Raw genomic sequence first — 18,378 nt, 5'->3', positions numbered from 1 at the left:
GGTACGCCGATGCGCGTCCTGCTGGTCGACGATCAGGACCTGGTCCGGGCCGGCTTCCGGATGATCCTTTCGGTCGAACCCGATATCGAGGTGGTCGGGGAGGCGGCCGACGGCGAACGGGCGATCGTGCTGGCCGACGAACTGCGGCCGGACGTGGTGCTGATGGACGTCCAGATGCCCGGGATGGACGGGATCGCCGCCACCCAGCGCATCGTCGAGGCCGGCGCGGGCAAGGTGATCATCCTGACCACGTTCGACCGGGACGACTACCTGTTCGAGTCCCTCGGCGCGGGCGCGAGCGGCTTCCTGCTCAAGAACACCGCGCCGGAGGACCTGGTCGAGGCCATCCAGGTGGTGCACTCGGGCCACGCGCTGCTGGCGCCGGAGGTGACCCGCCGGGTGATCCAGCGGTTCGCGGGCGGCGGCGAGCGGGTCTACCGCCCGGACCTGGTCGAGCACCTGACCGAGCGGGAGCGCGAGGTGCTCGGCCTGATCGCGCGAGGCCTGACGAACACCGAGATCGCCGGCCAGCTGTTCGTGGGGGAGGCCACGGTCAAGACGCACGTGTCCCGCGTCCTGCTGAAGCTGGGACTGCGCGACCGGGTCCAGGCCGTCGTCTTCGCGTACGAGTGCGGCCTGGTGGTCCCCGGTGATGACGCGGGTCCGTCGAACGGATGAGACGGCCGGTCCCACTGGGGGCCGACGTTTGTTCGGGGTTGGCTGACTAGCGTTGGCCTTGCCTTCAACGAAGGCGGTCACCGCGTATGTGGCCATCGGGGGCTGAGCTAGTGGTCTGTGTTGGATGTTGCTTGGCGCATGCGGCGCCCAGGCACGCACCTCATGGCACTGGCGAAGCGTCCACGATGCTCCGCATCGAGAACGCTCCTCCAGCACCGCGATGCACGCACCTGACCACCGCCATCACTCAAGCAACATCCAACACAGACCACTAGTAGAGGAACGGTGAAGCGGGATGCTGAGCGTTGCTGGGTTGACCCGGCGGTTCGGTGATCACGTGGCACTCGACGACGTGACCTTCGACGTGGTGCCCGGTCGGATGACCGGGTTCGTCGGGGCCAACGGCGCGGGTAAGACCACGACCATGCGAATCATTCTCGGCGTACTGGCGCCGACCAGTGGCGAGGTGCACTGGCACGGCCGTGCGCTGACGGCGGCGGACCGGCGCGACTTCGGCTACATGCCGGAGGAGCGCGGCCTCTACCCGAAGATGAAGATTCGCGATCAGCTCGTCTTCTTCGGCCGGTTGCACGGCCAGGGCGGCAGCCGCGCGCTGGACCGTACCAACCTGCTGCTCGATCGCCTCGGCCTGATCGAGCGTGCCGACGACGCGCTGGAGACGTTGTCGCTGGGCAACCAGCAGCGGGTCCAGATCGCCGCCGCGCTGATCCACCAGCCGGCCGCGCTGGTGCTGGACGAACCGTTCAGCGGGCTCGACCCGCTTGCGGTCGACTCGATGGTGGACCTGTTGCGCGAAGAGGTCTCCGCCGAGGTGCCGGTGCTGTTCTCGAGCCACCAGCTCGACCTGGTCGAACGCCTCTGCGACGACCTCGTCGTCCTGTCCGCGGGCAAGGTCGTGGCGGCCGGCCCGGTGGCCGAACTCGGCGGCGGGCCCGGGTCGACGTACCGGCTGGTGATGGGTGGCGCCGACGCCACACCGGGTGACGCGGGCTGGTTGCGCGACGTACCCGGGGTGGTCGTACGCGACGTCGCCGGCGGTACGGCGTTGTTCGACCTGGCACACCCGGGTCAAGAGCAGGAGATCCTGCGGCAGGCGATCAGCCGCGGCCCGGTGCTGGAGTTCGCACCGGAGCGCGTGGCCCTCAGCGACATCTTCCGGGAGGCGACCCGATGAGCACCGAGCTCAAGACCCGCAAGGCGGCACGGTCCGCCTCGGCCGGCACGCCGAGCGACGGCGGCGTACGGCACCCATGGCAGTTGGTGGCCGAGCGGGAGATCGTCACCAAGCTGCGGGACAAGACGTTCGTCTGGTCCACCGCGTTCATGTTGTTCCTGGTCATCGCGGCAATCGTGATCCCCAGCCTGCTCGCGGGCAACGACAGCCCGGACAAGATCGCGGTGGTCAACGACGGCGCTGCGTCGGTCGTGCAGCGCGCGAACGCCGTCGCCGGTGAAACCGCCTTCGAGGTACGGCGCGTGGCCTCGGAGGCGGAGGCCTCCCAGCTCGTGTCGGACGGTGAGGTCGAGGCGGCGCTGTTGCCGACAGCGGCCGGTTACGCCGTCGTCGGCGACGACCAGGTCGACTCGGGACTGGTCGGCCAGCTGCGCGAAGCCGTCACGAACGACGTGATGGAGCGCAACGCGCAGCGGTCCGGGCTTTCCCCGGCCGAGCTGCGGGCCGGCACCGTGGTGGAGGAGCGACTGCTCAATCCCGGGCCGTTGCCGGAGATCGTCGCGGGCTTCGCCAACATCGCGCTGGCGATGATCTTCTACGTCACCGCGCTCGGCTTCGGCATGATGATCGCGCAGAGCGTGGTGCAGGAGAAGGAGAGCCGCGTGGTCGAGATCCTGGCCGCGGCCGTGCCGATCCGGGCACTGCTGTGGGGCAAGGTGATCGGCAACTCGATCCTGGCGATGGGCCAGATCCTGATCATCGGTGCGGCCGCTTTGGCGGGCCTGATGTTCACCGGCAAGGGTGAGCTGCTCGACGTGGTGGCTCCGGTCGCGGGCTGGTTCGTGCTGTTCTTCGTGCTCGGATTCGTCGCGCTGGCTGGGCTGTGGGCGGTGGCCGGTTCGCTGGCCACCCGGCAGGAGGACCTCGGCTCCACCACGTTGCCGGGGCAGATGCTGCTGATGATCCCGTTCTTCTTCGCGGCCTTCGCCGGTCCAGGGCCGAAGGAGATCGCGTCGTTCGTTCCGATCGCGTCGTCGATGGCGATGCCCGGACGGATGCTGACCGAGGACGTGCCGCTGTGGCAGCCGCTTGCCGCGATCGTGATCCTGCTGCTGACGACCGTGGTGATCATCCGGGTCGGCGCCCGCCTGTACGAGCGCACGCTGCTGCAGACCGGCCGCAAGCTGGGCTATCGCGAGGCATACAAGCTGAAAGTGGAGTAATACATCGTGGAATCGCGGCTGGTGTTACAGGTCTTTTGACGGCTGTTACTCAACCGCAATACGTGTCCGCTGTGTGCCGTGCTGGTTACTCGGCTACGGTTTCGGCGCATGAACGTGGAGCTGCGTCACCTCAGAGTCGTGGTGCTGGTCGCCGAGGCCGGCTCGGTCGGGCGCGCCGCACGCTGGCTCAAGGTGAGCCAGCCGAGCCTGACCGCGCAGCTCAAGCGGATCGAGGCGGCCTTCGGTGGGGAGCTGTTCGAGCGCTCCCGCACCGGGGTCAAGCCGACCGCTCTCGGCCGGTACACGGTGGACCGGGCGCGCGCGATCCTCGTTGACGTGGACCACCTCGCGGCCACGGTGAGCGCGATGACCGAGGTCCAGCCCAGCGCCGTACGGCTCGGAGGTTTCCCGACCGCGCCGATGTCGGGGATCGCGAGCCGCCTGCGCGAACACGGCGAGATCGAGCAGGTCAGCATCGAGGTCGAGTGGGCCACCTCGGTATTGCTGCAGCAGCTGGAATCCGGCCGCCTCGACTTCGCCCTGCTGCGCGAGTTCCCCGGCTTCGAGGTACGGCTGCCACCAGGGGTCGACGCGTGCACGATCGTCGAGTCCGAGACGGCGTACGTCGTGATGGCGGTGGACCACCCGCTCGCTATCGCCAGCAGCCACCGGGGCGAGGTGGAGCTAGCCGATCTGGCCGACGAGGAGTGGATCGGCGAACCACCGGACGACAGCGGCTTCCACGTGTTGTTCCGCGCGGCGTGCGAGGCGGCGGGATTCACTCCGCGGGTCGAGCACCACTCGGTCGATACCTCGGTGCAGATGGGGTTTGTGACCAGCGGCCAGGGTGTTGCATTGGTCTCGCCCACGTCGTACCGCATGCTCGGGCCGGAGCTCACCACCCGGCCGCTGGCGGGCAATCCGATCCACCGCAAGCTGATGCTCGCCTGGAGCACCGATTCCCCGCGCGCCCAAATGGCCGCCGACGTCTGCCAAATGGCCACCCGCGCCTACGACGAAGCCCTCGCCGAACACGCCCGCCTAGGCCACCACCCCCACATGCACGTCGCCTAACCCCGCGCATCCTCCGGCGCATCCTCCGGCGTGTCATCGGACTCTTGTGACGAGGCGTGTCGGGGTTGATCGGACGCTTGTGACCAAACGTCGGCGTGTCGTCGGGCGCTTGTGACGCGGCGTGTTGCGGTTCATCGGACGCTTGTTACGGGGGTTGGCTTAAGAAACAGCGGAGCCCGGGCCGTGGTGGCCCGGGCTCCGCTGTTCTAGTTGTGATTTGGTCAGGCTGGGCCGGGAGACGGGCGGAAGGTGGCGCCGCCGTGGTGCGGTGCCTGGCCCGGCGGGTCTTCGGCCGGAATGGCGCGGAGGTTCCAACCGGTATCGGGCTCGTCCATCCGTTCCCGGTAGATCCCAGCCGCGTCCGCCGCCGCCTCGAACTGCGCCGTCTGCGCATCCGCCTCAACCTGCGGCGCCTTCGCGCCCGGCTCGTTGAGGCTGGGCTGGATCCAGGCGTTTGCGGTCGGCATACCGTTCGGTCCGGCGGATACGAACGCCTCGCCCATCGGCTCCGACGGCGCAACCGGCTGCTCGAACGGCGCTGCGTGCGCGGGCCCAGCCGGCGCTGAGGAGTTCGGGTCCGTGAGGTCCGGCGTCGGCGAGTTCGGCGCGGTGGAGGTCGGCTCGGGGGGTGCGGTCGGTACTGGCGCCGACGGGATCAAGGGCGTCGCAGCCGCGCTGGTCGCGGCGCCGAGCCCACCGGCAGCTGCAGCGGCTCCAGCACCTCCAACCATCCCCATGCTCGCCGACGGCGCAGAAGGCATCCCACGACCATCAGAACCACCTGAGCGGTCTGAGCCGTCAGGGTTATCCGAGTCAGCCGAGTTCTCCGAGCGCGTTTCGGCGGTCTGCTCGGTCTGAGGCGCTTCAGGGGCGTTTGCCGGCCGTGTGGTGGCTACCGGGGGAGTCAGCGGCAGCGGATCTTGTTCCAGCACAGGCGATTCAGCCTTCCGATCCTTGTCCTCGACCTGAGTGGTCTCGGAAGCCTTAACCGCGTCCCCGACGCCATCTCCCTCGACAGCCTTGTCCGCCGTGGAGGCTTCGTCCGGCGCGCCAACGACGGCGGTCGCCTGCTGGTCAGCAGACGCCTTCGGCTCGGCATCCGCCGTCTCACCGCTCACAGGGCTCTCCAACGCGCCGGTCTCGGTCTGCCCGGCCGGAGCGAACTGAACCGTCTCGTCCTTGCTAGAACCGGCAGAGCCCGCAGTGGCGTCGACGCCTTCGTCATCCCGCGTCTTGTCCGCACTGTCGGTGCTGCCGGTGGCGAACTGGGTCGTCTCCTCATTCGCGCTCTGCGGCTGGACCCGCTCGCCCGTGCTGTGGAACTGCACAGTCTGCTCAGCGGTAGATCCCGACGCGTACGCCGTCGTCTCGCCGTACGAGCCCTGGTGCGTCGCCAGTGGCGAGGCCTGGTTGTCGTCGCGCGCGACCGGGAACTCGCGCGTGGAGTCGATAGACGCGTCATCGGCGTACTGGTCGTACGGCTGGTCGTACTGCTCGACGAACCCGTGCGTGTGGCTTTCGAGCCGCGGCGGGTACGGATCGGCGTACTGCGAGGCCTCGGCCTCTTCCGCCTGAGCCGCGGCGGCCTGCTCCTGCGCCAGGCGAGCCTGCTCCTGCTTACGAAGGCGGCGGCGTCGTACGGCGCGGACGATCAGCTGGATCGCGTAGATCAGCGAGATCACGGCCAGAACCGGCACAAGGCCGCTCAGCACGCTCGTCCGCAGTCCCTCGATCATGCCGGTCGTAACGCCCGGTACGTCGTTGAGGAAGTTGTTGGTCCTGTTGGGGATCCAGTGCACCGCGTAGATCATGGTGCCGAAGGCAAGCGTCGCGCCGAGCGCGGCGGCACCGGAGGAGATGGAGACCGCGCCCCAGAACAGCAGCGCACCGATGCCGTAGGCAAGGGCCAGCTCCTTGGTGCTCAGCTCGACGCCACCCTCGGCGGCTAGCACCCCGAACGCGGCGGGTAGGGCACAGGCGACGGCTACTCCGAGCAGGAAACCGAAGAACTTGGTCATGGCCCAACCGTAACGACGTTTCTGCTCAGGGTAGTGGCGACACAGCCAAGCCGTAGGTGATCCCTGCCGGAGCTTCTTCCGGTTGGTCGAGATCCGGGCTGCGCTGGTAGTCGCTCCAGGCAAGGAGTTCGCTCAGATGACGGCGAACCGCATCGAGCACTTCGTCGATCGCGACCGGCCGTCCGAGCTCGGCCGACAGCGTGGTCACGTCTGCGTCGGCGATACCGCAGGGCACGATCCGGTCGAACCAGGCGAGATCGTTGTCGCAGTTCAAGGCGAATCCGTGCATCGTCACGCCCTGCGAGACGCGAATGCCGATCGCGGCGATCTTGCGGTCCCGGCCGCGCTCGTCGGCAGGCACCCAGACACCCGAGCGGCCCTTGATCCGGCCGGTCTTGACGCCGAATTCCGCGCAGACCGCGATCAGCGCTTCTTCCAGCCTGCGAACGTAGTCGACCACGTAGACGTGCGAGGCCAGCTTCACGATCGGGTAGCCGACAAGCTGCCCCGGGCCGTGCCAGGTGATCTTGCCGCCGCGGTCGACGTCGACGACCGGTGTGCCGTCGAGCGGCCGCTCGTGCGGCTCCGTCCGCTTGCCGGCGGTATAGACCGGCTTGTGCTCAAGAAGGATCACGGTGTCAGGACTGGTCCCGGCGGCGACGCCTTGATGCAGACGGCGTTGCTCGGCCCAGGCCCGCTCGTACTCGACAGCGTCATCGCCGAACCCGGCCAGCACGTATTCGATATCCCTCACCCTTCGAGTGTAGGCCGGGTGCCTGTGGATAACTTCGGAGGCCTTCGGCCGGATTGGTGCACCCTTTCTGGCATGGAGGATTTCGCTGGATTCTCAGTACGACGAACGCTCGGCGCGGGCTCGATCGGCACGGTGCAACTGGTGCGCGATCACGCCAGTGGGCGGTTCGCCGCGGTCAAACGCGTGCCGGTGGAGCGGGTGCCGTCCGAGCAGGCGTTCCGCGACCGCCTTGCGCTCGCCGCGCGTCTGGCGCATCCGCACGTTGCGCGCCAACTGGACGTACGGCGCACCGAGTATGAGTGGTTCGTGCTGAGCGAGTTCGTCCCGGCGGGAAACGTGGCGGACCTGCTTGCCCGGCGAGGGCGGTTGAGCGTGGCGGAGCTGGTGACGCTGCTGGTGCCGATCGCCCGCGCCCTCGCTGCTGCTCACCGGATTGGCTTGTGCCACGGCCATCTCGGGCCGGGCGACGTCCTGCTCACCGCCGAAGGCCGTCCGATCCTGACCGATCTCGGGCTTCATCCGGGGGAAGCAGATCCACAGGCCGATCTGGCGGCGCTTCATCGGTTGGCGCTCTTGGCCGGCGGGCCGGCGACGACCTTCACCGCCGCCCTGTTCGGACTGACTTCAGCTACGAAAACGGAGGGCGAGGCCGAGCGGCTGGCGGGGAGGCTGCTGGCGTTGGCGGATCCCGTGGCGATCGATCTGGGCTTCGCCGAGTCTGCGCAATCCCCGCCAGCGGCGAATCCCTTGACCACTTCGCCTGCCGGGGAGTCGGGATCAACTGGGTTCGCGAGTGGCGTACAGGCGGTGACGCTCTCGCGTGGGCGTGCGTTGGCGCGACCGAAACGTACGAAGAGCCGTCGTGCGTCGTCGGCCCGAAGGCGGAAGTCCTCTCGTGGATGGTGGTCCAGCCGGATGCCTAGGCCGGATACGCGCGTGGTCATGCTCGGTATCGCCGCGTTGTTCGCGACGGCCTTGCTGATCACCGGGGTACTGCTGATCGGCAGCGAAGGCGGTTCCTCGGCTGCAGCCGAGCCACCTTCGCCCAAGAATGCTGCGACTCCAACGGTTTCGGTCAGCGCGGATCCGCCAGCGCTTTCGCCTAGCAGTCCAACGAGTACGACGGCTGGGCCGCCGGTGGTTGGGCGAGACCCGGGCCGGGCGGTCGCGGGCTGGCTCGCGACATTGCGAATGCTGGATCGCCGTCGTGCGGAGGCCTTCGCCGTGGGGGATTCCTCCCGGCTGGAAGCGATCTACGCGCCGGGAAGTGCGCCGTGGCAGCGCGATCTCGCGCTACTCGACGACTACCGCAGGCGCGGCCTTCTCGTACAAGGTCTGACGATGAAGATCGAGAGCGTCGCGATACAACGCGAGGCCTCGACTTCCGCGGTGCTTCGGGTGGTCGACCGCCTCTCCGCCGGCGTGGTCCTGGATCACCGCGGCAGGCGAACCGTGCTACCGCCAGGCGCTCCCGCCAGCCGGCTCATCACCTTGACCCGATTCGGAAAGGAGTGGCGAATCGTGAGCATAGTCAGCGCCTGATCGGGCCTACTGCTTCTGCAGGGCTGCCGCTAAGACCGAGTCGATGGTGGCGTCGTTGAAGGTGAAGCCGGCGTCGAGCAGAGCGGCTGGTTCCGCGCGCTTGCTGCCGAGCAGTTCCCAGGCGAACTCGCCCACGATGGCCTTCATCGCGATGGCCGGTACCGGAACGATCGACGGGCGGTGCAGCGCGGAGGCGAGCGACTTGGTCAGTTCGGCGTTGGTCGGCGGGTTCGGAACGCCGAGGTTGATCGGACCGGACAGCTCGTCATGGTCGGCGACGAACCGGACCGCGCGAATCCAGTCGGTCAACGAGATGACGGGGAAGTACTGGGTGCCCGAACCGAGGCGCCCGCCGAGACCCAGCCGGAAGGGAAGGGAAAGCAATTGAAAGGCAGGACCCTGGCTGTCGAGTACGACGGCCGTGCGCAGAACGGCGACCCGGGCCCCGGCTTCGCGAGCTGGATCAGCGGCGCCCGACCAAAGCCGGGTCAACTCGGCGAGGAAACCGTCGCCGGTCGTCGCCGTCTCGGTGAGTACCTCGTCGCCCCGGTCCTTGCCATAGGCACCGGTTCCGCTCTGGACAAGAAATGCCGGCAGCTTCGGCGCCTGATCGGCACCACCCGCGCCGGCATCGCTCGTCGCGTCAGTGGTCGAGTTTTCCCCGGCCGAGTGGCCGGCCGCGCCACCGGTGGTGGCGGCGCGGGCGGCGATGGCTCGGGCCAGGGTGGCGGTGGTGGTGACACGGCTCTCGCGCAGCACCGCCTTGTAGGTGGGGGTCCAGGGCCGGCCGATGTTCGCGCCGGCCAGGTTGATGACCACGTCCACGCCGTCGAGGGCCGACGGATCGAGCTCACCTGCGGCCGGATCCCAGCGGATCTCGTCGGGCCGCCGGGGCGTGCGCCGGACCAGGCGGACGACCTCGTGGCCGTCCGCGCTCAGGTCCTTCGTCAGCGCCGTACCCAGGAAGCCGGACGAACCGGCCAGCAGGTATTTGCTCATCGTGTCCGCTCAACCCCGTCGTTCGGTCTGACTCGAATCGATCCCGGCTCAGACGTCGAACTGGGCTTCTTCCAGGCGCTGCTTGACCGCGGTCAGGTAGCGGGCGGCGTCCGCGCCGTCCACCAGGCGGTGGTCGTAGGTCAGCGCCAGGTAGACCATCTGGCGGATCGCGATGGTCTCACCGATCTTCGGGTCCGACAGCACGACCGGGCGCTTGACGACCGCGCCGGTGCCGAGCATGCCGACCTGCGGCTGATTCAGGATCGGCGTGTCGAACAGGGCGCCGCGGCTACCGGTGTTCGTGATCGTGAACGTGCCGCCGGCCATCTCGTCGGGCAGCACCTTGTTGGTGCGGGTGCGCTCGGCGAGGTCGGAGATCTTCTTGGCCAGGCCCGCGATGTTCATGTCACCGGCGTTGTGCACGACCGGGACCATCAGGCCCTTCTCGGCGTCCACCGCGATGCCGATGTGCTCGGCGCCGTGGTAGGTCACCTCGCCCTTTTCGTCATCGATCGACGCGTTGAGCTTCGGGTACTGCTTGAGCGCGTCGACGGCCGCCTGCACGAAGAACGGCAGGAAGGACAGCTTGACGCCCTCGCGGGCCTCGAACTCGGCCTTCTTGGCGTTGCGCAGCTTTGCGATCTCGGTGACGTCGACCTCGACGACAGTGGTCAGCTGCGCCGAGACGTGCAGCGAGTTGACCATGTGATTCGCGATGGCCTTGCGGATCCGGCTCATCTTCTCGGTCGTACCGCGCAGCGGGCTGACCTGGACCGGAGCCTTGGCCGCGGCGGGCGCGGCGTCGGACGGCGACCCGGCCGGGGCGGCAGCGGCGGCGGCCTTCTGGGCCTCGGCCGCGGCGAGCACGTCCTGCTTGCGAATGCGGCCGCCGACACCGGTGCCCTTGACCGAGTCGAGGTTCACGCCGTGCTCGGTGGCCAGCTTGCGGACCAGCGGGGTGACGTAGTTCGGGCCGTCACCGGCAGCGCCGTTCGACGACGCCGTGGACGACGGAGCCTGAGCGGCCGGCGCCTGCTGAGCGGGAGCCTGCGCTACGGGAGCCTGAGCCACGGGAGCCTGAGCGACCGGAGCCTGGGCCACCGGTGCCTGAGCGGCCGGCGCCTGCTGAGCCGGAGCGGCCGGCGCCTGCTGAGCCGGAGCGGCGGGTGCCTGCTGGGCCGGAGCCTGCTGGGCCGGTGCCTGCGGGGCGGGCGCCTGCGCGGCCGGAGCCGGGGTGGGCTCGGGAGCCGGAGCGGGCTTCTCTTCCTGCTTCGGGGCCGGAGCGGCCGGTGCGGCGGACTCGGCCGGAGCCGAACCAGCGGCGCCGACGATCGCGAGTTCGGCGCCGACCTCGACGGTCTCGTCCTCGGCGACCTTGATCTCCAGCAGCTTGCCGGCCACCGGCGACGGGATCTCGGTGTCGACCTTGTCGGTCGAGACCTCGAGCAGCGGCTCGTCCACCGCCACGTCGTCACCGACCTGCTTCAGCCAGCGGGTGACGGTGCCTTCGGTGACGCTCTCACCCAGCGCGGGCAGCGTCACGGACGTGCCGCCGCCGGAACCCGAAGCGGCTGGAGCCGCGGGGGCCTCCTGCGCGGGCGCTTCCTGGGCCGGAGCGGACTCGGCCTGAGCCTCCTGCGCGGGAGCCTGCTGCTCCGGGGCTGCCTGGGCAGCGGGTGCCTCGGCGGCGGGGGCGGCCTCGGCCGGAGCGGACTCGGCGGCCGGCGCCTCGGCGGGCGCGGCTTCGGCCGGAGCGGACTCAGCGGCCGGAGCGTCCGACGAACCGCCGGTGCTCTCACCCGCGTCGCCGATCACGGCGAGTTCGGCGCCGACCTCGACGGTCTCGTCCTCGGCGGCCTTGATCTCCAGCAGAGTGCCGGCGACAGGGGAGGGGATCTCGGTGTCGACCTTGTCGGTCGAGACTTCCAGCAGGGGCTCGTCCACGGCAACCGTGTCACCGACCTGCTTGAGCCAGCGGGTGACGGTTCCTTCGGTGACGCTCTCCCCGAGGGCCGGCAGGGATACAGAGGTCGGCATGACGGTGGTTGCTCCTTCGTCTCTTTCGGTCTCGGGCCAGCCTACGGTGCCGCTCGCCGCGATGGGATCTGGGTCACGGTGACGCGGCCCGAGGCTGTCAGACGTTGTCAGGTCAAACTTGGTCCGACCGGGTCGGCAGGGCCGATCTCAGTCGTGGAAGTGCAGGGGCTTACCGGCCAGTGCGAGGTGCGCTTCGCCGATGGCCTCGTTCTGGGTGGGGTGGGCGTGGACGAGCTGGGCCACGTCCGCGGGGTAGGCCTCCCAGTTGAAGATCAGCTGCGCCTCACCGATCAGTTCGCCGACACGCGAACCGACCATGTGCACGCCGACCACCTGGGCGTCCTTGGCCCGGACCAGCTTCACGAAACCGGTCGTCTTCAGGATCTGGCTCTTGCCGTTACCGCCGAGCGGGTAGTTGACCGTCTCGACCTCGCCGTACTTCTCCTTGGCCTGCGCCTCGGTGAGACCGACGGACGCGACCTCGGGCTCGCAGTAGGTGACGCGCGGAATACCCAGCTCGTCGATCGGCGCGGGCGCGAGGCCGGCGATCTCCTCGGCGACGAAGATGCCCTGCTGGAAACCGCGGTGGGCCAGTTGCAGCCCGGGCACGATGTCGCCCACGGCGTACACGCCGGGCACGCTGGTGCGCAGCCGCTCGTCGGTGGTGACGAAGCCGCGGTCGAGTACGACGCCGGCCTCCTCGTAGCCGAGGCCGGCCGTGTTCGGGCCGCGCCCAACCGCGACCAGCAGCACCTCGGCCTCGATCACCTCGGGCTCACCGGTGCCGCCGGCGCTGGCCACGGTCACCTTCACGCCGGAGTCGGTCACCTCGACGGACTGGAATCGCGTACCGGTTTTGAAGCCGATCTTGCGCTTGCGGAACGCCCGCTCCAGCGCCTTGCTCGAATCCGGGTCCTCGGACGGTACAAGCCGGTCGAGCGCCTCGACGATGGTCACCTTGGTACCGAACGACGTCCAGGCACTCGCGAACTCGACGCCGATCACGCCGCCGCCGAGCACCACGGCCGACTCCGGCACCCGGTCCAGCGTCAAGGCGTGCTCGCTGGCGATCACCCGCTGGCCGTCGAGCTCGAGGCCGGGCAGGGAGCGCGAGTACGAACCGGAGGCGAGGATGACGTTCTTGCCGGTGTACGTGGTCCCGTTGACCTCGACGGTGTTGGCGCCGGTCAGGCGGCCTTCGCCCTCGATGACGGTGATGCCGCGGGACTTGAGCTGTCCCTGCAGACCCTTGTACAGCCGGTCGACCACGCCGTCCTTGTACTTGTTGACGCCGCCCATGTCGACACCCTCGACACTCGACCGCACGCCGAACTGCTCACCCTCGCGAGCCGAATCGGCTACCTCGGCCGCGTGCAGCAGCGCCTTGGTGGGAATGCAGCCGCGGTGCAGGCAGGTGCCGCCGAGCTTGTCCTTCTCCACCAGAGCCACCGACAAGCCGAGAGTCGCGGCGCGCAGACCGGCGGAATAGCCGCCACTGCCACCGCCGAGGATCAACAGGTCGTAGGTGTTCGTCACAGGGATCTCCTCCGGTGCGCCGAGCGGGTGGATCGGCCACCCTCCGGATCGCGGCGGGCAACCGTGCGTCAGCGTCATCTTGTCACCGCCCGCCCAACGCGTGCCGTCCGGGCCGGATTTGCGGTGATGGTGGACACTTACCTCTATGAAGTGGTTCGGTCGCCGGCAGAAGCCGGGCACCCTGCGCAAGTCGGACAACCCCGATCAGGCGCATCTGCGCGAATTCGCCCAGACCCGCCAGGGTGTCGAGGGCTTCGTCGAGCCACGGACTGCCGTGACCGACTACACCCTGCTGCTGGTCGCCATCGACGGTGAATGGACTCGTCGCCGCGTCCCCTCGGTCGAATGGGCGCACACCTTCGCCAACAAACTCGGCATCCCGTCCTACGACGCCGCCGTGGTCGGCTACCCACCCCGCATGCGCGAGTACAACGCCCGCCAAAAACGCAACGGCCTCACCTAAATCCACCGGCCGTCGGTTTCCGCCGCGCACAGACACGCCCAGCCCTTGAGTGCGGTTCCCGGCTGCCCGGCGCATTCGTACGAGCACAATTTGCCGTCGTGTCACTGGTCATGCCCGTTCCCGGGGTGAACCGGGCAGATGCGACGACTCGCGGGGATAGGGAAGGCCCCTGCCCGGTTAGGGAAGGGGCCGTCGCAGGAGGTGGGGAAGGGCCTTCGCGGGAGGCGGGGGAAAGGGCCTTCGCGGGAGGCGGGTTAGGAGGCGGAGGCGGCTAGTTCTACCAGGGTGCGGACGCCGTAGCCGGTGCCGCCGCTGCTGGTGTAGCCGGACGCGCCGCCTTCGTTGAAGGCCGGGCCGGCGATGTCGAGGTGGGCCCAGTCGATGCCCTCGCCGACGAACTCGCCGAGGAAGGCCGCGGCCGCGAGGGCGCCGCCCCACGGTTCGCCGGTGATGTTGGCGAGGTCGGCGATCTTCGAGTGGGACTGGAGCTTGTCGAGCATTTCCGACGGGATCGGCAGCGGCCACATCGCCTCACCCGCGGCGAGCGCGGCGTCGACCACCCGGTCGCGGGCGGCGTCGTCGTTGGCGAAGGCGCCGGCGACCTTGTTACCGAGGGCCACCACGCAGGCGCCGGTCAAGGTGGCGACGTCCACGATCAGGTCGGGCGCGTCCTCCGAGGCACGGACCAGCGCGTCGCCGAGAACCAGGCGGCCTTCGGCGTCGGTGTTGAGTACCTCGACGGTCTTGCCGCCGTACATGGTGAGTACGTCGGAGGGGCGGGCCGCCGAGCCGGACGGCATGTTCTCGGCCATCGCGGCGTAGGTGGTGATCTGCACCGGCAGGCCAAGGCGCGCGATCGCGAAGGTGGCGCTCACCACGGCGGCGGCACCGGCCATGTCGGCCTTCATCGTGATCATGCCATTGGCCGTCTTCAGCGAGAGGCCGCCCGAGTCGAAGGTGATGCCCTTGCCGACAAACGACAGGTGCGTGACCGGCTTGCGCGGGGTGTAGCTCAGGCGGATCAGCCGCGGCGGGTTGGCCGAACCCTGGCCGACGCCGAGGATGCCGCCGTAACCGCCTTTGGCCAGCGCCTTCTCGTCCATCACCTCGACCTTGACGCCGTACTCCTTGCCGAGCTTGACGACCTGCTCGGCGAATTCGACCGGGTGCAGGTCTGACGGCGGCGTGTTGACCCAGTCGCGCGTGAGGTGCACAGCGTCCGCGACGACCTGCGCGCGCTCCAGGGCGGCCTTGGCCTCCTTGCCGCGCGCGAGGTCCGTCAGGATCGTGATGGTGCCGGGAGCGTCCGTACCAGCCTCGGACTTGTACGACGTGAAGGAGTAGCGACCGATCAGCGCGCCTTCCGCGACGGCGCGAACCGCCTCAGCGTCGGGAGTCGGCAGGGCGATCGCGACGGACTGGGCAGACTTAGCCGCGCGTATACCGACACCAGCCGCCGTACGCAGGTCCTCGGTCTTGAGCAGGCCGTCGGCGCCCGCAGCCAGTCCGACCGCGATCACCATGGCGGAGCGGCCGGGCTTGGGACCGGCGACCTTGGTCACCTCACCGGCGCGGCCGGTCGCACCGAGATCGGCCAGTACCTGCGCCAACTTGCCGCCATATGCGGCGTTCAGCGATTCGGTGCCGGCGGGCAGGGTGAGCCCAGAGTCCAGTTTGACGACGCCGATGACCACCACGTCCGTTTTGACGTTGGCTGCATCGGTCTTGCTCAGGCTCACGGTGCTCACGGGTAACTCAGTCCTCCCAGACCGGCGGATCACGCCGATCCAAACAATCGGTTTGGCTACTCCCGCGCATGCTACGCGGAGTGAACGCGAACGGAAGGCGCCAGGCTGAACGCGACAGTGCCGGTGGCACGAAGGAGACAAAGCCGCATGTACGACGTCCGGCCGGGCGGAGCAGGGCGAGCGACGTGGGACAGACCTGAGGTAAGTTCCGCTGCATGACCGAGTCCTCCGTCCTGAAGAAGTCCCCGCTGCATGAGCGGCACGTCGCGCTGGGAGCGAAGTTCGCCGAGTTCGGTGGCTGGGAGATGCCCCTGGAGTACAGCGGGGTCGTCGCCGAGCACACCGCCGTGCGTACCTCCGTCGGGGTCTTCGACGTGAGCCACCTGGGCAAGGCCACCGTCAAGGGCCCGGGCGCCGCGGCGTACGTGAACGCCTGCCTGACCAACGACCTGAACAAGATCGCTCCGGGCCAGGCGCAGTACACGCTGTGCTGCGCGGAGGACGGCGGCGTGATCGACGACCTGATCGCGTACCTGCACGCCGAGGACGACGTCTTCCTGATCCCGAACGCCGCCAACACCGCCGAGGTGGTACGACGGCTCGCGGCGCAGGCACCGGCTGGTGTCGTGGTGACCAACACCCACGACGACTACGCGATCCTGGCGGTTCAGGGCACCAAGAGTGACGAGGTCGTCGAGGCGATCGGGCTGCCGATCGGACACGACTACATGTCGTTCGTGGTGGCGGACTTCAGCGGTACGCCGGTAGTGGTCTGCCGAACCGGGTACACCGGTGAGCGCGGTTACGAGCTGGTCGTGCCGAACGCGGCGGCAGTAGCCGTCTTCGACGCGTTGCTGGCCGCGGGCGAGCAGTTCGGCATCGTGCCGGCCGGCCTCGGCGCGCGCGACACCCTGCGCACCGAGATGGGATACCCGCTGCACGGCCAGGACATCTCTCCCGAGATCACGCCGGTTCAGGCGCGTTCGGGCTGGGCCGTCGGCTGGAAGAAGGAGTCCTTCTGGGGCGACCAGGCCCTGCGCGCCGAGAAGGAGGCGGGCCCGGCCCGTCTGCTGCGCGGCCTCCGCGCCGTCGGCCGCGGCATTCCCCGTCCGCACATGGCCGTCGTCTCCACCGAAGGCACCACCCTCGGCGAGGTCACCTCAGGCACCTTCTCGCCGTCCCTGAAGAAGGGCGTCGCCCTGGCCCTCCTGGACGCCGGCATCAAAGAAGGCGACCAGGTCACGGTAGACATCCGAGGCCGCCAAGAGCTCTTCGACGTCGTCAAACCCCCCTTCGTCACCGTAAACGTCCGCGAAAGCTGACTCAGGCCGGTACGTCGGCGGCGGGTCGAGACGTCCTCCGCCTCGCCGCCGCCCGCCCGCCACTGCGCCGTACGACGCCCACCACTGCGCCGTACGACGCCCACCACTGCGCCGTACGACGCCCTCACCGCGCCGTACCACTCGCCGCCCGCCGTCGTCGCCGGAGCAGGCGAGCCGCCGGGCTGATCCGTTGCCTTCGGCAACCGACTGACGCTCGGCGGCGGCATTTCCCGGCTGTCAGGAGCCGAGTACCCGACCGTCGAGTTCTACCGCCGCCAACAAACTCGCGGCAGGCGTCGAAGCGCTTTTGCGCATTTCTCCCGAACGTGCCGCCGCTTTTGTTCGAATGCCGATTGAATTGCCCATGGTGATGCCGGGCACACGGCTTCGGGACCAAAGCGAGCCGCCGAACTGCCTGGTGAGAGCCCGATCAGCAGGCACTGTCCGTTTGGTGCCACTGACACCAAGTCAGAAATGTACGCAGTGCGGGCGAAGGATTGCATTCCGTTACGAACGCGGCCTTATATACCGGTCAGATACCTGTTCCGGTAACGATTTGTGCACTCCGGTTCGGAACCGCTGGTCCGGTGTCACAGTGCTGGGGCAGGCTACCGCCGGACTGCTAGGTGATTGTCAACTGCTTTAGCTGACCTTGCAGTTAGTTGCAGTTTCGGCCGTGCCCTGGGGAATACGCCGGCCGAACCTTGGCCTGTGTGACTGATCAAGCTGACGGAGTGCGCATGACCATTGGGGCACCTGACTCGAGCGTCGGAGCGGGCGGAGAGCCGATCGAGGCCGTTCCCGCTCGCCCGAAGGTGGTGGCGCACGGGAAGTCCCCGACGCGAATCGCGCTGGGCCGGTTGCGCAAGGACAAGGTTGCGGTCGTCTGCAGTCTGATCATTCTGTTCTTCATCCTGGTGGCGATTTTCGCGCCGGTGCTGGCCGCGCTCGAAGGCCAGGATCCGTATACGAACAACACCGGCCTGATCAACTCCAACACCTTGTTGCCGGAGTTCGCGGCCAATGCGGATCACTGGTTCGGCGTCGAGCCGCGCAGCGGCCGGGACCTGTTCGCACGCTGGGTGTACGGCGCTCGCCCGTCGCTGATCGTCGCGTTCGTCGCGACCGTCGTCAGCGGTGTCGTGGGCGTCACGATGGGGCTGCTGGCCGGCTTCCTCGGCGGCTGGGTCGACCGGGTGATCTCGTGGATCATCGACTTCCTGCTCAGCCTGCCGTTCCTGCTGTTCGCCATCGCGATGGTGCCGATCGTCGAGTCCTGGCGAGGTGGCTCGTTCAACCTCGCTCCGGCCGAGCAGGCCGATATCCGGTTCTACGTGCTGATCTTCGTACTGGCCTTCTTCGGCTGGGCTGGACTGGCGCGAATCGTTCGTGGCGAAGTGCTGTCCTTGCGCGAGCGCGAGTTCGTGCTGGCCGCAAAGGCGATCGGCGTACCAACGCGTCAGGTCCTGATCAAGGAACTGCTGCCGAACCTGGTCGCACCGATCGTCATCTCGCTGTCGCTCTCGCTGCCGGCGTTCGTCGCGGCCGAGGCAGGTCTGTCCTTCCTCGGTGTCGGGCTGGTGGAGCCGACTCCGTCCTGGGGTCAGACCATCGCGTCAGCGACCAACTACTTCCAGACTTTCCCGCTCTATCTGTGGGTTCCGGTAGTGGGCATCACCATTCTCGTCCTGGCGCTCGCACTGCTCGGGGACGCCGTCCGCGACGCCTTCGACCCCAAGACCCGCCAGCGCTGAGCTGGTGTTTGCCCTCGTGGCAGAAAAGGAGAACC

Annotated in this window: 14 protein-coding genes; 8 read left to right on the top strand and 6 right to left on the bottom strand. The window is 68.5% G+C overall.

Annotation, left to right across the window (positions count from 1 at the left end):
* Positions 1-9: 9 nt before the first annotated feature.
* The 4 genes from ACFFGN_RS29690 (at position 10) to ACFFGN_RS29675 (ending at position 4,170) form a co-directional block, all read left to right on the top strand.
* A complete protein-coding gene (locus ACFFGN_RS29690) occupies positions 10-678 on the top strand; it encodes a response regulator (protein WP_380054400.1) in 669 nt (222 codons plus the stop codon).
* A 295-nt stretch (positions 679-973) separates the two neighbouring features.
* Positions 974-1,873, top strand: coding sequence for an ABC transporter ATP-binding protein (locus tag ACFFGN_RS29685; protein WP_380054243.1), 900 nt, complete (start codon positions 974-976; stop codon positions 1,871-1,873).
* Positions 1,870-3,096 carry an ABC transporter permease gene (locus tag ACFFGN_RS29680; protein ID WP_380054239.1) on the top strand — a complete coding sequence of 409 codons (1,227 nt, stop codon included), beginning with the start codon at positions 1,870-1,872 and terminating at the stop codon, positions 3,094-3,096. The genes ACFFGN_RS29685 and ACFFGN_RS29680 overlap by 4 nt, the downstream gene beginning before the upstream one ends.
* Before the next feature lie 108 nt (positions 3,097-3,204).
* A complete protein-coding gene (locus ACFFGN_RS29675; RefSeq protein ID WP_380054236.1) occupies positions 3,205-4,170 on the top strand; it encodes a LysR family transcriptional regulator in 966 nt (321 codons plus the stop codon).
* A gap of 221 nt (positions 4,171-4,391) precedes the next feature.
* Here the strand turns inward: ACFFGN_RS29675 and ACFFGN_RS29670 are convergent, their stop codons facing one another.
* Both ACFFGN_RS29670 and lipB read right to left on the bottom strand, forming a co-directional pair.
* Positions 4,392-6,188, bottom strand: a complete 1,797-nt coding sequence (locus tag ACFFGN_RS29670; RefSeq protein ID WP_380054233.1) for a hypothetical protein — start codon at positions 6,186-6,188, stop codon at positions 4,392-4,394.
* 25 nt (positions 6,189-6,213) lie between these two features.
* The gene (lipB, locus tag ACFFGN_RS29665; protein ID WP_380054230.1) at positions 6,214-6,942 is read right to left on the bottom strand and encodes a lipoyl(octanoyl) transferase LipB; all 729 of its coding nucleotides are present in this window, start codon (positions 6,940-6,942) and stop codon (positions 6,214-6,216) included.
* A 72-nt stretch (positions 6,943-7,014) separates the two neighbouring features.
* Here lipB and ACFFGN_RS29660 point away from each other — a divergent pair, with 72 nt between their 5' ends.
* Positions 7,015-8,484 carry a protein kinase domain-containing protein gene (locus tag ACFFGN_RS29660; RefSeq protein WP_380054227.1) on the top strand — a complete coding sequence of 490 codons (1,470 nt, stop codon included), beginning with the start codon at positions 7,015-7,017 and terminating at the stop codon, positions 8,482-8,484.
* 6 nt (positions 8,485-8,490) lie between these two features.
* Here the strand turns inward: ACFFGN_RS29660 and ACFFGN_RS29655 are convergent, their stop codons facing one another.
* From ACFFGN_RS29655 to lpdA, 3 genes are all read right to left on the bottom strand, one after another.
* A complete protein-coding gene (locus ACFFGN_RS29655) occupies positions 8,491-9,483 on the bottom strand; it encodes an epimerase (protein ID WP_380054224.1) in 993 nt (330 codons plus the stop codon).
* A gap of 48 nt (positions 9,484-9,531) precedes the next feature.
* Entirely contained in the window at positions 9,532-11,520 is a 1,989-nt protein-coding gene (gene sucB, locus ACFFGN_RS29650; protein ID WP_380054222.1) for a 2-oxoglutarate dehydrogenase, E2 component, dihydrolipoamide succinyltransferase, read from the bottom strand.
* 147 nt (positions 11,521-11,667) lie between these two features.
* Positions 11,668-13,056: a dihydrolipoyl dehydrogenase gene (gene lpdA / locus ACFFGN_RS29645; RefSeq protein WP_380054220.1), complete on the bottom strand. Its 1,389-nt coding sequence runs from the start codon at positions 13,054-13,056 to the stop codon at positions 11,668-11,670.
* A gap of 145 nt (positions 13,057-13,201) precedes the next feature.
* Here lpdA and ACFFGN_RS29640 point away from each other — a divergent pair, with 145 nt between their 5' ends.
* The gene (locus tag ACFFGN_RS29640; RefSeq protein WP_380054217.1) at positions 13,202-13,519 is read left to right on the top strand and encodes a hypothetical protein; all 318 of its coding nucleotides are present in this window, start codon (positions 13,202-13,204) and stop codon (positions 13,517-13,519) included.
* Between the two features lie 254 nt (positions 13,520-13,773).
* Here ACFFGN_RS29640 and ACFFGN_RS29635 read toward each other — a convergent pair whose 3' ends face one another.
* On the bottom strand, positions 13,774-15,267 hold the full coding sequence (locus ACFFGN_RS29635; protein WP_380054214.1) for a leucyl aminopeptidase: 1,494 nt from the start codon (positions 15,265-15,267) through the stop codon (positions 13,774-13,776).
* A 215-nt stretch (positions 15,268-15,482) separates the two neighbouring features.
* On the opposite strand from ACFFGN_RS29635, the gene gcvT reads away from it, so the two are divergent.
* Positions 15,483-16,589 carry a glycine cleavage system aminomethyltransferase GcvT gene (gene gcvT / locus ACFFGN_RS29630; protein ID WP_380054212.1) on the top strand — a complete coding sequence of 369 codons (1,107 nt, stop codon included), beginning with the start codon at positions 15,483-15,485 and terminating at the stop codon, positions 16,587-16,589.
* 740 nt (positions 16,590-17,329) lie between these two features.
* A complete protein-coding gene (locus ACFFGN_RS29625; RefSeq protein ID WP_380054210.1) occupies positions 17,330-18,343 on the top strand; it encodes an ABC transporter permease in 1,014 nt (337 codons plus the stop codon).
* Positions 18,344-18,378 lie beyond the last annotated feature (35 nt).

This window comes from Kribbella deserti (genome assembly GCF_042434725.1).
GTDB classification, from domain to species: Bacteria; Actinomycetota; Actinomycetes; order Propionibacteriales; family Kribbellaceae; genus Kribbella; species Kribbella deserti.
This window is presented reverse-complemented; position numbering and strand designations above follow the sequence as displayed.